We start from the raw sequence: 14835 nt of genomic DNA on the forward strand, positions 1-14835 counted from the left end.
CTCATTCCTTTTCGGCATGGTGCGCGGCGCCGTTGGCAAGCGTGTGCCATACGGGACGCAGCGCGGTCCGCGTTTGTCTGTAGGCTGGGAAGGCCTCCTCGAAACGGCGGACGATATCGGGATTGGCCGGTTCAGCCGGCCGCTGGTAGGGCAGAACCCAGTCGCGGATGCAGGTTTCCATGTCCTCATAGACACCGAGCGAGACGGCGGCAATCATCGCTGCGCCCGCTGCGCCAGCCTCCTCGCGTTCGGATGTCTGGATCTCGGCGTCAAGCGCACCGCCGAGAATGGAGCGCAACGCAGCACTGCGGGCAGCACCGCCGGTCAGCCGCACCCTGCCGGGCATCGGGCCCATTTCGGCGTAGCAATCGCGGGCGGCAAAGGCCAGGCCGTCGAACACGGCGCGGACGAGATCACCAAAGCCATGGCTCATGGTAAGGCCGGTGAAGGAGGCGCGCGCCGAGGCATCCACAAAGGGGCCGCGCTCGCCGGCGTCGGAGATATAGGGATGAAACAGCAGCGGCGCGTCCGATGCCGTTGCCAGCCATTGGTCGAGATGACCGAGCAGTTCGGGCTTCGATTTCTCCACGCCCATGCTTTTGAGCAGGCCACCGGCGACACCGACAATCCAGTCGATATTCAGCGTGGCGGCCATGTTGGACTGCATCTGGGTGTAGGCGCCCGGTATCGGCAGGCACATCGTGTAGCCGGTCTGGTCCTTGTTGAGCCAGACATCGTCGGCATCCCTCGCAAAGCGCATATGCATTCCGGTCGAGCCGATGATCGAGCAGCCGATGTCGGTGCCGGGTTCATAGAGGCCTGCCCCGATCGAGGTGCAGACGACGTCGACATAACCAAGCACGACGGGAGTGCCGGCTTTCAGGCCGGTGAGTCCAGCAGCTTCTTCGGAAAGGGCGTGATGCGTCGTCGCGCCATCGACGATCTCCGGCAGCAAATATTTCACCTTTTGCAGGTCGAGGAAGTCAATGACCTCTTCGCAATATTGCCGCGTGCGGAAATCGCCGAAAGTAAAGCAGGCTTCGGACGGATCGGTGGCGCGCTTGCCAGTCAGCTTGAAATAGAGCCAGTCCTTGCAATGAAAGGTATTGGTGACACAGTCGATGGTTTCCGGTGCATTCTCGAGTATCCAGCGAAGCTGCGCACCCTGCTGGCAGGCTGCTAGCCCCGTACCGGTGGCGCGGAAGCGGGCGAGATCACCGCTGTCGCCGCGCAGACGATCAACCACTCCGCCCGCCCGCGCGTCTAGCCAAAGCCACGCCTTGCCGACCGGCTCGCCCGATTTGTCGATCCGCCAGTTGCCATCGCCCTGTCCGGTGACGGCTATGCCGGCGACGCGGTCGGCGAGATCTGCAATCTTCGTGGAGAGTTCGGCAAGCGTCCTGGCGGCATCGGCCCAGGTGCGGGCCATGTCCTGCACCCAGCCCGCCTGCCCTTCCGGCTGGTAGCTGTTCGGGATCGACGCGACCGCCAGCTGCCGACCGCCGAGGTCAAAGGCGACCGACTTCATGACGGAGGTTCCAGCGTCGATCCCGATCAGTATGTCAGCCTTCATGCCAGTGCCTCTCCATGGGAGATTGCCATGCCGGTTTCGGCATCGAAGACATGCAGGCTGGACGGCTCGAGATGGATGCGGATGGTTTCGCCCATTTGCAGGCTGGTTCTGTCATGCTCCACCAGCACCATCGTGCCACCGGCAAAATCGGCGGCGATATGCGTCTGGTCGCCGAGCCACTGGTTGACCGCAACCTGCGCCTCGACGCCATCGCCGCTGCGACGAACGGCATAGGGGCGGATGCCGAGCACGACCTTGCGGCGCTCCAGCAGCGCATCACGCACAGCAGGCGAAAAAGCCGACACGGCGTAGTCGAGCCTCACGCCCTCGTTGAGGCCGAACGCGATGCGGTCGTTGGCTCCGGTGACCGTTGCCTCGAAGACATTCATCGGCGGCTCGCCGACAAAGGTCCCGGTGAACAGGTTGGCGGGCCGCTCCTTGATCATCTGCGGCGTACCAAACTGCTGCAGCACGCCGCCCTCCATAACGGCGATGCGGTCAGCGAGCGCGTTGGCCTCGGTCTGATCGTGGGTGACGAGGATCGCGGTCAATCCACGCTCCTTGATGTAGTGCTTGATGCGGCCACGCAGCACGGCGCGCAGCTGTGGTTCGAGCTGCCCCATCGGCTCATCGAGCAGATGCAGGTCGGCATCACGCACCAATGCCCGGCCAAGCGAGGCGCGCTGCTGCTGGCCGCCGGAAATCGACGAGGGGTAGCGGCCGAGGATATCCTCGATTTCGAGAAGCTTGGCGATGAAGGCGACCTTCTCGTCGACCACCGTCTGCGAAAGTTTGGCCGCCTTGAGCGCAAAGGCGATGTTCTCACGCACCGTAAGCGGGGGATAGAGTGAGTACCCTTCGAAGGCCATGGCGACCTTGCGCTTGACAGGCGGAAAGGTATGGACCTCCCGACCGGCGAGCGAGATCTGTCCGCGCGACACTTCCTCGAAGCCGGCAATCATGCGCAAGGTCGAGGTCTTGCCGCAGCCCGACGAGCCGAGCAGTGCAATGATCTCGCCTGGGGCGATTTCCATCGACAGTTTCTTGACGGCATGCACGCCGTGATCGATCGGACCATAAAACTTGTCGACGCCCTGGATTTTCAATGCTGCGCCGCTCATGCCGCTGCTCCCTCACGGGTCATATGTTTATTTCCCATGGAAATGCGCAAGCCCGTTTGCTTGTCGAAGAGGAAGGCGGAACTCGCATCGACGGCGATCGCAGCCGCTCCCGATTTCGGGCCTGGTGTTCCCGCCGGTCGCGACAGCAGGATTTCACGGCCACGCAGGGTGTTGACCAGCGTCACGGTCTTTTCGTTGAGCGGAGTTTCGGCCTCGACCGTCACCGGAATGGCGCCTTTGGCTGAGGTATCTGTGAAATGGATTGTCTCGGGGCGCAAGCCTAGTACCGAGGCCGCGCCCACGACACTTTCGGCAGCGCCGGGCAATGACACGCGAACATCGGAGAGCGTGATGAAGATGCCATCGGCGTCTTTCTTCGGCGTCACATCAAGCAGGTTGACCGTCGGGTCGCCAAACAGCCGGGCGATCTCCATATCAGCGGGTTGCCGGTAGATGTCCTCGGGCGTGCCGAGCTGACGGATCCTGCCTTCGGACATCACGGCGATGCGGTCGCCGAGCGCCATGGCCTCCTTGTAATCCTGCGTGACATAGATGACGGTCGCGCCCTGTTTTGCCAGCAGACGCGGCAGTTCCAGCCGCATCTCGAAGCGCAGCTTGGCGTCAACGTTGCGCAGCGGATCGTCGAGCAGCAATAGGGGCGGCGAGCCGGCCAACGCGCGGGCGAGCGCCGTCCGCTGCTTCTGGCCATTCGACAACGCCTTGGGGTGGTGGCTAAGCACATGGTCGATCTTCAGGAGTTTTGCCACCGATTCAACACCGGCCTTGATGCCGGCGGCCCGCTCGCCGCGCGCATCAAGCGGCGTGGCGATGTTGTCGAAGGCCGACATGTGCGGGAAGAGCGCAAAGTTCTGGAACGCCATGCCGATACCGCGGAATTCCGCATCGACATCGGTCACATCCTCGCCGCCGATGACGATCTTGCCCTGTTCGGGACCGATGACGCCGGCAATCAGCCGCAGCAGCACGGTCTTGCCGGCACCCGAGGGGCCGAACAACACCAGCGTCTCACCATCGGCGACATCCAGCGAGAGATCATCGAGCACGGTATTGGTCTTGAAGCGCTTGGTGATGTTTTGCAGTTTGAGCGTCGTCATTGATTATCCCTTCACCGCGCCGAGCGACAGGCCTTCGACAAGGTAGCGCTGGGCGTAGAGTGCGAGTGCCAGCGTCGGCGTCACCGACAGCACGATCGCGGCTGCGATCTGGCCATATTGGATGCCGGACGAGGTGATGAAAGCGAGCGCACCCACTGTCACCGGCTGCTTGTCGGCGGAGGCCAGCACCAGCGCGAAGACGAAGTTGTTCCAGGCGAAGATGAAGGCCAGCAGGCCCGCGGCGGCAATGCCCGGACCGGCGAGCGGCAGGGCGATCTTGCGGAAAGTGGCGAACCAGCCATGACCGGCGATGCGATAGGCATATTCGACATCGGCCGAGATATCCTCGAAATAGCCGCGCACGATCCAGAGGATCAGCGGCAGGCAGATCAACTGATAGACCCAGATCAGGCCGATATAGGTGTTCGCCAAGCCGAGCCACTGGAAATACTGCGTCAGCGGCAGCAGCACCAGCAGCGGCGGCGCAAAGCGGAAGGACAGCAGTGTGAATGCGATGTCTTCCGAGCCCCTGAACTTGTGGCGGGCAAAGGCATAGGCCGCCGGCACGCCGAGCAGCAGCGCGATCGCAACGGAGGACACCGACAGGAATATCGAGTTCCAGAGATTGCCCATGAAGGCGATGTCGAGCGTGCCGGCCGCCGTCTGCAGTTTGCCGGTGATCAGCGCCGTGTAGTTGGCCAGCGTCGGGGTGAAGTTGAGCGTCGGTGGTATCGTCAGGATCGTCTCGTTGGTCTGGAACGACATCATGAAGATCCAGAAGATCGGGAACATGAAGAAGATGACGACCAGCGCAAGGGCTATGGCGCGGAGGGTTCGTTCGAGAGTGGACATGGAATGCATCGTTCCCTCTCCCTACGCTTCGCCGCGGGCGCGTTCGCGCAGCCGCAGCCAGTTCTTGATGAAGATGTTCGACAGGAAGTAGGTGATCGCCCAGAGGATGATCAGCAGTGCCGCCGAGCGCCCGACATTGGTCGCCTGGAAGAAGTTGAGATAAGCCTCGACCTGGAAGACGGTCAGCGTATCGCCCGGCCCGCCCTGGGTCATCGCATAAATAATGTCGAACTGCTGGATGGAATCGAGCAGTCGGAACAGCGTCGCCGTCAGGATATAGGGCGTCAGCATCGGCAGCGTGATGCGGAAAAAGACGAAGCTGCGCGGCACGCCGTCGAGTGCCGCCGCCTCAAACGGCTGGGTGGGCAGCGAGCGCAAGCCGGCGAGCAGCAGGATCATGATGAAGGGCGTATAGACCCAGATATCCACCAGCACGACGGTGAGCAGCGCCGTATCCGGCGAGGATGCCCAGCGGAAATTCTGAAGGCCGATCAGACCAGCAAAATAGGAGAGGATGCCGAAGCCGGGATTGGTCATCAGCTTCCACATCAGGGCGGCGAGCGCCGGCGCGATCATCAGCGGCAAAAGCAGCATGATCGAGATGAAATTGTTGACCATGGACCGCCGCTGCAGCAGCAGCGCGATGGCGAGGCCGAGCAGCAGTTCCAGTGTCACGGTCAGGAAAGCGTAGGTGAGCGAGACCTTCAGCGTATTCCAGAAACTCGGGTCGGTGAAGAACGACAGGTAGTTCTGGCCCCAGTTGAACTGGCGCGCCCATGGCTGGCTCAGGCGGTAGCGCTGGAAGGAATTGATGACTGCCGTGAAGAACGGAACGAGGATTCCGATGCAGACGAGCAGCGCCGGCAGACTGAGGACATAGGGAAGCGTGCGCTTCGAAATCCTGAAGCCCGATCCGGCTTTTTTGGTGTTGGCTACCGAAGCCATAATGAGCTCCATTTTGCTGGAGTTTGAAACCGCGTGCGCTGGGAGATACTATCGCCAGCATCATGAATAGAAAGACCCCTCCCCAACCCCTCCCCACAAGGGGGAGGGACTAGACCGTCGCCCCCGCTCAAACACGCGCAATCTCGCCGTTTGTTGCGAGCATGGGATTGAGCCGAACGGGTGCGGCATCAAAGCCCCTCCCCCTTGTGGGGAGGGGTTGGGGCGGGGTCTTTACTTAAGAAAGGCGGCCGAGCGGGAGGGAGAACAACCGCCCGGCCGCGCTTGGGAGGATCAGCCGAGACCGGCCTCCTTCAACTGTCCATCGATCGACTGGGCGAGTTGGTCGAGACCCTCATCGATCGGCACTTCCTTGGCGACCATTTTCTGCAGGGTCGCGGCCCACTCGGTCGTTACATCGAAGAACAGCGGCTGGGCCGTGAACTTGATCGACGCGCCGGGAGCCGACGAGTTGAACATGTCGACATAGCCCGGATAGCTCTTGTTGAGCCGCTCCGTGAAGATTTCGTCTTTCCACACCGACTGGCGGACCGGATTGACGAAGTCCATCTTGGTGGCGCCGAAGATGGCGTGCTCGAGGCCGGAGGCCCATTGCATGAAGTACCAGGTGGCGTCCTTGTCCTTGGCGAAGTTGGACATGGCGAGAGACCAGATCCAGATGTTCGGCGTCGCGGCCTTCTCTTCCGGATTGGCGGCGAAGGCAGCGTAGGCAAGCTGACCCTTCATCTTGTTGTCGCCGCCGTTCATGAAGTAGCCGAGGATGTCGGCATCGTAGATCATTGCCGAGGCGCCGGCGCCGAGATCGGTGCCGACCTGATACCAGGTGTAGGTCGACCAGTCCTTGGGGCCGCTTTCCTGGATCATCTGCACCCACTTGGTGTGGAACGCCTTGGAACCTGCGGTGTTCATTGCCGCCGAAAGCTTGCCGTCGGCCGAGACGTTGAGATCCTTCTGGCCGAAATTGGCGTAGCCGGAGAGGAAGCCCGGATGGATCGTCGCCCAAGAGCGCGAACCGCGCACGCCGATACCATAGACGCCGCCGCCGACATCCTTGCTAAGCTTGGCCGAGGTTTCCACCAGTTCGTCGAGGTTCTTCGGCACGCCGACACCGACCTTGTCGAACATCGCCTTGTTGTAGGTGAGGTTGTTCTGCTCGAAGCCCCAGGGAATGCACCATTGCTTGGCATCGTCCGAACCGAGCGCGCCGCCGGGCTGGCCGTTCCAGGCGCAGGAATTCTTCACGCCCGGCAGGAAATCATCCCAGGCATATTGCGGGTTGGTCTTGGCGGGATCGTTGATCCATTCCTTGAGGTCGGTGATCCAACCGGCCGGGCCGTAGGTCCAGGTCATGTAGGCGCCGGTCATGAAGGCATCATATTCCGTTGAACCGGACGACAAAGCTGCAGTCACCTTGTCGAAATAGACGTCTTCAGGGAACACGTCATAGGTGATCTCGATGCCAGTCAGGTCCTTGAAATTTTGCAGGTTGGCGATCATCGCATCGGCGTAGGGGTGCTTGTTGAGAAGCAGCTTCAGCGATTTTCCTTTGTGCACCTTCCAGTCGAAATCAGCGGCGAGCGCCTGGGTCGACATCATGTTGAAAAGCGTGCCGGCGGTGCCGGCGGCGATACCCATCGCACCGAGACCCTTGAGCAGGCCGCGACGATCCGTCTGGCCACGCAGAAAGGCTGCGATCAGATCTTTTTCCTTCTCATGCATATCGTTTCTCCTCCACTTGGGTGTGAAAGGCCCTCGCGAGCCATACCGGCCACCCGACCGGTAATTCCTCCAGATTTGCAGCGCGGCACTCCCGGGCCGGCTGCGGCGAAGACGGCAGATGCCGCCTATTCCTCCGATTTCATCAGCTCCTGTGCAGTTCGCTCGTCGGTGATCAGGCCGCTGAGATAACCGCTCTCGAGCACGGCGCGAATGGCGCGCGACTTGAACTTGCCGCCAGCCACGGCAACCACCCTGCGGTTCCTGAGATTTTCGCGACTGAGCGTGAATGTGCGATCCGACAGTGCCGTCTCGATCGGCTGGCCGTAGCGATCGAAAAAGTGGCCGAGAAATTCGCCGACGCCGCCGCCCTTCTTGATTTCCTCGATCTCGCTCATCTCGATCATGCCGGTGGCGACAAGCGATGCCTCGCGCTCGACGGTGCCGATGCCTACGAACAGCAGGTCGGCCGAATTGGCGAGGTTAAAGACATCCAGCACGCCGCGCTGGTTAAACAACACGTCGCGATCCTCGACGGTGTTGGCGAAGAAGGGCACCGGCATGACGTAGGCGTCCGCCGCCACACGGTCCGCAAGGCGATGGATGACATCATGCGGGTTGGCCGCAAACTTGCGCGTCAGGCCACCGAGCAGCGAGACGAAGCGGATGTTCTTGTTGACTGTGCGCGGCAGATATTCGACGCAGGCGGCCAGCGTCCGGCCATGGCCGACGCCGATCAACGCCGTCTCACCGTTCTCGATCTCGCGCTTGAGGAACTGCGCGCCACAGATGCCGAGCGCCTTGAGAGGAATGTCGTCGCCATCAAAGTCAGGTGCTACCTCGCAGTAGTCGAGATTGAAGCGCTTGCAGAGCTGCTGCTCGAGCTCGACGCATTCGGAAACATCCGAGTCAATATAGACCTTCACGAGCCCCTGCTCGTTTGCCTTCATGATCAGACGATGCGCCTTGAGCGAGGAAAGACCCAACCGCTTGGCAACTTCGGACTGCGTCAGGCCGCCAGCATAGTGCAGCCAGGCGGCACGGGTGGCCATACTGGTTTCCTCGTCGCGCAGGCTGCCGCTGCTGAAGCTCGCCATCCATTCCTCCCACCGGCTTCTTGATATTTTTTGTAGTGCTGGAAAAAATTATCATGAAATAATTTTCATCGAATGATAATTTTGTCAATTGAATTTTTCGAGACGCGAGAGCGTCCATGTTTCAAAACAGGAGAAATCCACCCGCGGCGAGGCGCATCGACGGAGCGGCGCTCGTCGTAAAAGCGTGCTGAATCGCAAAAAGGCGCTGCTTGGCCGGGATGCCGGACATGCCTGAGGACGGTGAAAAGATGCAAGATTTCAACAGCACGGAATTACACCGTGAATTTACAGGGCTCGCTATTGATTGTTGGACGGAAAGGGGGTTAATGCCGTCTAAACACAACGCGTCGCTGCAATACTTATCCCACGTTGCCCGAACAGCAGTCAGACAAAATATTCATGCCGCGCAAGACGACTATTTTGAGTGAGAGAGGCTGATTTTGAGCGCTGCTCCGAAGAAAAACGGCGTGGAAGAACTACGTGCAGCCCTTGCAGAAAGTCGTGCAGCTTTTATCGCGATTGGCGTATTTTCCTTCTTCGTTAACCTGCTCGTCCTCACAGGCTCGCTCTATAGCTTGCAGGTCTATGACCGGGTGCTGACCAGCCGCTCCGAGCCGACGCTCGTCGTGCTGACGATCCTGCTGGTCATGCTCTACGCCATCATGGGCATTCTCGACCATATGCGCGGCCGCATCGCGGCGCGGGTCGGTGCGCGCTTCCAGGCCAATCTGGAAATGCGCGTCTTCCGTGTTGTCATCGACCGGACCATGCTGGCGTCGCAAGGCATCAATGCCACGACCGCCATGCGCGACCTCGACTCGGTGCAGCGAGCGCTGTCGTCACCGGCGGCATTTGCGGCGTTCGACATTCCCTGGACCCCGGTTTTCGTCGTCATCATTTTCATCTTCCATCCGCTGATGGGCATCATCGGCGTCGTCGGCGGCCTGATCCTGATCGCACTGACCTGGCTCAACCAGAACGGCACCAAGGGCGACCAGGAAAAGGCAATGAATGCCGGCCGTCTTTCGGAAGAAATGACCGGCACCCTGCAGCGCGAGGCCGACACCGTGCGCGCGCTCGGCATGCGGGCCTCGACCGCCGTCCGCTGGAAGTCGCTGCGCGAGGATACGCTGGCAGCCAATATTCATTACTCCGACAACAACGGCTTCTACTCCATCACCTCGAAGACGTTCCGCATCTTCCTGCAGTCGGGCATTCTCGGTGCCGGTGCGTGGCTGGCGATCCAGGGGCACATTACCTCGGGTGCGATGCTCGCAAGCTCGATCATCATCGGCCGTGCGCTGTCGCCAATCGAGCAGGTGATCGGCCAGTGGTCGCTGATCCAGCGCGCGCTGCAAGGCTGGAAGAGCCTTTCGGACACGCTCGCAAAAGTGCCGCCGGAAGGTGCCCGCACGACGCTGCCGCGACCGCGCGCCATCCTCGACGTGCAGAACATCTCGGTCGTACCGCCCGGCGAACGCCAGCCGACGCTGCGCAACCTGTCCTTCGAGCTTCGCCCGGGCCAGGCGCTTGGTGTCATCGGCCAGTCCGGCTCCGGCAAATCCACCCTCGCCCGCGTGCTGACCGGCGTCTGGCCGATCCAGGCCGGCAAAGTCCGCCTCGATGGCGCGTCGATCGAGCAGTACAGCGTCGATGACCTTGCCACCTATGTCGGCTACCTGCCGCAGGACGTCGTTCTGTTCGAAGGCACGATCGCCGAAAACATTGCCCGGCTGGCACTTGAGCCGGACTCGGAAAAGGTTGTTGCCGCCGCCCAGAACGCAGCCGCCCACGATCTCGTTCTGCGGCTCGGCAATGGCTACGACACAAAGCTGCCGGCGCAAGGCCAACGCCTTTCGGGCGGCCAGAAGCAGCGCATCGGCCTCGCCCGCGCTCTCTATGCCGACCCAGTTCTGCTGGTGCTCGACGAGCCCAATGCCAATCTTGACGCCGAAGGCTCGATGGCGCTCAACATCGCCATCCGCAACGCCAAGAAGGAAGGCCGCTCGGTCGTCATCATGGCGCACCGGCCAGCTGCCATCGAAGAGTGCGACCTGATCCTGATCCTCGAAGGCGGCAATCGCGTGGCCTTCGGTCCGCGTGACGAAGTGCTCAAGCAGCACCTCAAGAATTACACGGCAATCGGTTCCGGCGGTCAGCCCGGTGGCGCGCAGCCGCCTGCGGCAGCTCCCACCGGCCAGCCGCCCAAAGGTCCTGTGCCCGGCGGTGGCGGTCAGCCGCCGCGTGCCGGCGGCGGCCATCTCACCGCCCTGCCCGGCATTTTAGGCACCGGCCTTCTGCCGGGCGCTGCCGGCAGCGTTGCCTCCGGGCCACGGCGCATTGCCGGCCCCACAGAGCCAGCGAAAGACACCAAGACTGACGATGCCACGCCTCCGAAAAGCGGTGATGATGCGGTCAAGCCCGAAGACGGGAGCGAGAAGTGACCACCGCAAGTCCTGCGCATAACGTCTGGAGCATGAGACGCTATCTGATCATGGGTTTCATAACCCTGTTCTTTCTGGTGTTCGGGTTGGGCGCGTGGTCGCTGTTTACCCAGATGGCCGGCGCCGTCGTCGGCTCCGGCGTCGTCGAAGTCGAAACCAAGCGCCAGGTCGTACAGCATGCGACCGGCGGAGTGATCGGCCAGATCCTTGTCAAGGAAGGCGACCTCGTCAAGGCCGGCCAGACGCTGCTGGTGTTCGACGATACATTCGATCGCGCCGAACTCGCGGTGACCGAGAGCCAGCTCTATCCATTGCTCGGGATTCGCGCACGCTCGATCGCCGAGCAGGACGAAGCCCCCAAGGCGATCTTCGATCCGGAGCTCATCGAGCGGGCGAAGACCAATCCGACCGATGCCGAGATCATCCGCAGCCAGTCGGAATTGCTGATCGCCCGGCGGACGACTCGCGACAAGCAGATCGAACAGCTCCAGGAGCGCAAGCAGCAGATAGAAGAGCAGAATGAGGGTCTTTCGGCCCGCATTGACGCGCTGACCACCCAGTTGCGGTTGCTGCAGGAAGATATCGACGCCCAGAATAAGCTGCTGGCACAGGGTTTGACGCAGAAGAGCCGGGTTTCGGCACTGGAGCGCGACGCGGCGCAGGCGCGCGGCGGCATTGCCGAATCCCGGTCATCGATCGCAGAGAACAAGGCCCGCATGGCCGAAATGGAATTCGCTCGCATCAATGTCAGTGCACAGATGCGCGAGGAAGCGATTAAGACGCTGAGCGACACCGATGCAAAGGTGGCCGAGCTCCGCGAACGCCGCAACTCGACGCTTGAGACGCTGTCGCGGATCGAGGTCAAGGCGCCGATGGAAGGCCGGGTCTTCAACTTGGCGGTCCATGCCGTGCGCGGCGTCGTGCGGTCAGCCGAACCGATCATGGAAATCGTGCCGGACCAGGCAAAGCTCGTCATCGCCGTGCAGATCCCGCCGTCGCAGATCGACCAGGTGCATGAGGGCCAGGATGCCATCATCCGCTTCCAGACGTTCGATCGCCGCCATACGCCTGACATCCGGGGCAAGGTGAAGCGGGTGTCCGCCGACATCGTCACCAACGAACGTTCCGGCCAGAGCTTCTTCAACGCCACGATCACGCTCAATCCGGGTGAAGAGAAATTCCTTGGCTCGACTGCCGAGATCCGGCCCGGCATGCCGGTCGAAGCCTTCATCCAGACGACGATGAGAACACCGTTCGACTACCTCGTCCGGCCGCTGACGAGCTATTTCGGCAAGTCGATGCTGGAACGCTAATTCGAGTGCGCTCCCCTGTTAAGGGAGCACATTCGAACCCTGCCTTTGTGCCATATCTGGCTGCGTCAAATCGACTCCTGCCCCTCCCACGCCGCAAAATTCCCATCATTGCCGGTCATAGAGCGCGGGCAAAGGCTGGAATGGGAGAGCCGCTGATGACGACCGCAACCGCAAAGATCTACACTTTCCGCAGCGGGCCCTTCGGTTCGGGCGATACAATCGTCACCGTGGCTCCGATGGAGCAGGTCATCGCCGTGTTCGGCGACGGCGGGCTGTTCGGCGAAGGCGGCCTGTCGATGGCATTCAACCATGTCGCCATCTTCCGCAGCAAGGACGCACGCGAGATCTATTTCGGCGTCTGGGGCTCACGGCGCTCGGATCGGTTCCGCGCGGCACTGCAAGAGCGCTTCGAATTCGAAGCGATCGAAGGTGCTCCCTCCGCCCACCTCACCTATTGGGCGGGCAAGAGCATGCAGGCCATGCGGCGCGCGCAGCGCCGCCGCATGTGCGCTACTACAAGCGAACTTACAGCACGAAATCGGCCCCGATCAGCGTGTGAAGGCCGGTGAGGTCGATCTGGAAATCAGCATGCTTGTCGCCGTCGAGATCAGCCTCGACCATCGTGTGGTCGTTGCTGGTACCAGCCTTGTTGAATATCAGAAAGTGCAATTCGCCGTGCTTGCCGTTGAACGATTTGTCGTCGCCGATGAACCTGAAGCCCTGATCCCCTGACTTGGCCAGCGTGTCGATGTCGGATAGGTCGATGCGGTCGTTGCCTTTGCCGAAATCCCTGATCAGATCGTGCCTGGCTCCATCGAGCGAGTCGCTGAGCACGCGATAGATAAAGTCGTCACTGCCCTTGCCACCTGAGAGAATATCGGCATTGCGCCCGCCGGCGAGATCATTGTTGGCGGTGTTGCCGGTCAGATGATCCTTGCCATCGCCGCCGAACACTTTTTCGATGCCGGCGATTTTCATCGCCACGCCATCGATCTTGCCGGTGCCGTCGGCGAGATCGACGGACATTGCCGCAGTGACCGCGCTCGCGTTGAGAAGATCGGAGCCGCCGTTGGTGTCCTGGAGGTTCTTGAGGTGTTGGTTGCCCGCATAGTCGGAGAATTCGTTGGTGTAGACATAGGTGTCGTTTTTCGACGGAGTGCTGCCGAACACCTTGATATTAATGTCGGAGACTGTGATCAAATCGCCGGGCATGCCGTCGGCTATTCGCACTTGCCAATCACCATTGCTCAATTCTCCACGGAAGGCTTGGCTATGGAAAGTGAAGGCGTCATCGTAAGATCCGTGACCGGAATAGGCTATCAGTCGCTCTTCCCGTCCGTCCGGACCGGTCAGATAAACGACGATATCACGACTAAAGGCTGCTGAAAAATCGACGGTCACAGTGACCCGTTCGACGACCAGCGACGTGTTCATCGTGCCGGTGAACGACGTTCCCGCAGCATTGTTGTCGGGAATAGCCGTCGGGGTGTCCAGAATATCCAATGAGCCCGAATTCTGATTGGCGGATGTCGATTGCAGCGTCCAGCTCTCGGCCAAGCGCACGGCGGCAAGCGCATCGACCAGGCCGTAGCCATAATCCTCGCTGTAATGCATGCCGCCGCCATTCCAGTTTGAGGCGTCGTTCCAATGCCATGCATTGAGTTCTGAGCCCGCGAGGGTCGAGCCGTCCACGATGGAGCCGACATGCCGCGCGGTGTCGGCAAGGATCGTCTGGATATCGCGCCAGCCAAGCTGATCGTTCGCCTGCAGCATGAGCGTCACGACGCCGCTGACCATTGGCGCCGCGGCAGAGGTGCCATTGAAGCTAAGCATGAAATCGCCACTAGTATTGTAACCCGCTGCGCCAAGCCGGTCGGTCGTGACGATTTCACCGGGCGATCCGAACGCAGAAACGAGGACCGGCGCGCCATAACTGCTGTAACTCGAGACGAACCCGTCACGGTTGACCGCGGCGACAATGATCTGGCCAGAATTGTTGTCGGCCTGATTGTGATTTACATCAACATCTGTAACGCGGGAATTGCCTGCTGACTTGATGAGGGCAAGACCAAGGCCGCCGCGACCGTTCGCCAGCGCATCGTCGATCGCAGCTTTCTCCAGCAATACGTTTGCCGCGCCGGAATAGCTGTCAAAATCGCCGCCGCCACCGAAGCTCATATTCACGACGTCGGCGTCGCGTGTGACGGCGCCGGCGAGCGCCGCAACGAAATTGGCGGTCCACTCGTCTGCGGTCGCGACGTTATAGTCGATGCGGGCGCCGATCAGAGTTGAACCGTAGGCGACCCCAACCACGCCAGTGCCGTTGCGCGCGGCACCGATGATGCCCATGACGGCCGTGCCATGGTTGTCGTCGGAATAGAATGGCGCGGCGTCATCGTCGGCGTTGCCGTAGTCGTAGTCGTTGGCCGTGTCGTAGTTCGGGGAAAGATCGGGATGGGCGTAATCGAAACCGTCATCGATGACGAAGACTTTCACGCCTTTGCCAGTGTATTCGTCCCAGACTTTGGCGACGTTTAGATCATACTCTCCCGCAACAGTGTTGTGCAGATGCCATTGCTGGGCAAACAATGTATCACTTGGCAAACTCATGACGTCCTCCAAAAAAATAAAAGCTCCCCAG

General features: G+C 61.1%; 12 protein-coding genes. 4 read left to right on the top strand and 8 right to left on the bottom strand.

Features of this window, described 5'->3' with window-relative positions:
* Position 1: 1 nt before the first annotated feature.
* From ACXHRN_RS17050 to ACXHRN_RS17080, 7 genes are all read right to left on the bottom strand, one after another.
* Positions 2–1573, bottom strand: coding sequence for an FGGY family carbohydrate kinase (locus tag ACXHRN_RS17050; RefSeq protein ID WP_488637502.1), 1572 nt, complete (start codon positions 1571–1573; stop codon positions 2–4).
* On the bottom strand, positions 1570–2694 hold the full coding sequence (locus ACXHRN_RS17055; RefSeq protein WP_488637503.1) for an ABC transporter ATP-binding protein: 1125 nt from the start codon (positions 2692–2694) through the stop codon (positions 1570–1572). Before ACXHRN_RS17055 ends, ACXHRN_RS17050 begins: the two co-directional genes overlap by 4 nt.
* Complete coding sequence (locus ACXHRN_RS17060) at positions 2691–3809, bottom strand: ABC transporter ATP-binding protein (protein WP_488637504.1); 1119 nt, start codon at positions 3807–3809, stop codon at positions 2691–2693. The genes ACXHRN_RS17055 and ACXHRN_RS17060 overlap by 4 nt, the downstream gene beginning before the upstream one ends.
* A gap of 3 nt (positions 3810–3812) precedes the next feature.
* Positions 3813–4670, bottom strand: coding sequence for a carbohydrate ABC transporter permease (locus ACXHRN_RS17065; RefSeq protein ID WP_488637505.1), 858 nt, complete (start codon positions 4668–4670; stop codon positions 3813–3815).
* Positions 4671–4682: 12 nt separating this feature from the next.
* Entirely contained in the window at positions 4683–5606 is a 924-nt protein-coding gene (locus ACXHRN_RS17070) for a carbohydrate ABC transporter permease (RefSeq protein ID WP_488637506.1), read from the bottom strand.
* A 291-nt stretch (positions 5607–5897) separates the two neighbouring features.
* Positions 5898–7343: an ABC transporter substrate-binding protein gene (locus ACXHRN_RS17075; protein ID WP_488637507.1), complete on the bottom strand. Its 1446-nt coding sequence runs from the start codon at positions 7341–7343 to the stop codon at positions 5898–5900.
* A 125-nt stretch (positions 7344–7468) separates the two neighbouring features.
* Entirely contained in the window at positions 7469–8437 is a 969-nt protein-coding gene (locus ACXHRN_RS17080; RefSeq protein WP_488637508.1) for a sugar-binding transcriptional regulator, read from the bottom strand.
* A gap of 227 nt (positions 8438–8664) precedes the next feature.
* Between ACXHRN_RS17080 and ACXHRN_RS17085 the strand changes: the two genes are divergently transcribed.
* The 4 genes from ACXHRN_RS17085 to ACXHRN_RS17100 all read left to right on the top strand — a co-directional run bounded on the left by ACXHRN_RS17085 (position 8665) and on the right by ACXHRN_RS17100 (position 12763).
* Positions 8665–8865, top strand: coding sequence for a hypothetical protein (locus ACXHRN_RS17085; RefSeq protein ID WP_488637509.1), 201 nt, complete (start codon positions 8665–8667; stop codon positions 8863–8865).
* Between the two features lie 39 nt (positions 8866–8904).
* Complete coding sequence (locus ACXHRN_RS17090) at positions 8905–10881, top strand: type I secretion system permease/ATPase (protein ID WP_488637510.1); 1977 nt, start codon at positions 8905–8907, stop codon at positions 10879–10881.
* The gene (locus ACXHRN_RS17095) at positions 10878–12194 is read left to right on the top strand and encodes an HlyD family type I secretion periplasmic adaptor subunit (protein ID WP_488637511.1); all 1317 of its coding nucleotides are present in this window, start codon (positions 10878–10880) and stop codon (positions 12192–12194) included. Before ACXHRN_RS17090 ends, ACXHRN_RS17095 begins: the two co-directional genes overlap by 4 nt.
* Before the next feature lie 155 nt (positions 12195–12349).
* Positions 12350–12763, top strand: a complete 414-nt coding sequence (locus tag ACXHRN_RS17100) for a hypothetical protein (protein WP_488637512.1) — start codon at positions 12350–12352, stop codon at positions 12761–12763.
* Here ACXHRN_RS17100 and ACXHRN_RS17105 read toward each other — a convergent pair.
* Positions 12720–14804, bottom strand: coding sequence for a S8 family serine peptidase (locus ACXHRN_RS17105; protein WP_488637513.1), 2085 nt, complete (start codon positions 14802–14804; stop codon positions 12720–12722). The genes ACXHRN_RS17100 and ACXHRN_RS17105 overlap by 44 nt on opposite strands.
* Between the last annotated feature and the right edge of the window lie 31 nt (positions 14805–14835).

This window comes from Shinella sp. OV683, from assembly GCF_057787725.1.

Excerpts from the sequence above, each read along its gene's own strand:
- ACXHRN_RS17050 (WP_488637502.1), bottom strand. The coding sequence starts at position 1,573 with ATGAAGGCTGACATACTGATCGGGATCGACGCTGGAACCTCCGTCATG.
- ACXHRN_RS17055 (WP_488637503.1), bottom strand. The coding sequence starts at position 2,694 with ATGAGCGGCGCAGCATTGAAAATCCAGGGCGTCGACAAGTTTTATGGT.
- ACXHRN_RS17060 (WP_488637504.1), bottom strand. The coding sequence starts at position 3,809 with ATGACGACGCTCAAACTGCAAAACATCACCAAGCGCTTCAAGACCAAT.
- ACXHRN_RS17065 (WP_488637505.1), bottom strand. The coding sequence starts at position 4,670 with ATGCATTCCATGTCCACTCTCGAACGAACCCTCCGCGCCATAGCCCTT.
- ACXHRN_RS17070 (WP_488637506.1), bottom strand. The coding sequence starts at position 5,606 with ATGGCTTCGGTAGCCAACACCAAAAAAGCCGGATCGGGCTTCAGGATT.
- ACXHRN_RS17075 (WP_488637507.1), bottom strand. The coding sequence starts at position 7,343 with ATGCATGAGAAGGAAAAAGATCTGATCGCAGCCTTTCTGCGTGGCCAG.
- ACXHRN_RS17080 (WP_488637508.1), bottom strand. The coding sequence starts at position 8,437 with ATGGCGAGCTTCAGCAGCGGCAGCCTGCGCGACGAGGAAACCAGTATG.
- ACXHRN_RS17085 (WP_488637509.1), top strand. The coding sequence starts at position 8,665 with ATGCCTGAGGACGGTGAAAAGATGCAAGATTTCAACAGCACGGAATTA.
- ACXHRN_RS17100 (WP_488637512.1), top strand. The coding sequence starts at position 12,350 with ATGACGACCGCAACCGCAAAGATCTACACTTTCCGCAGCGGGCCCTTC.
- ACXHRN_RS17105 (WP_488637513.1), bottom strand. The coding sequence starts at position 14,804 with ATGAGTTTGCCAAGTGATACATTGTTTGCCCAGCAATGGCATCTGCAC.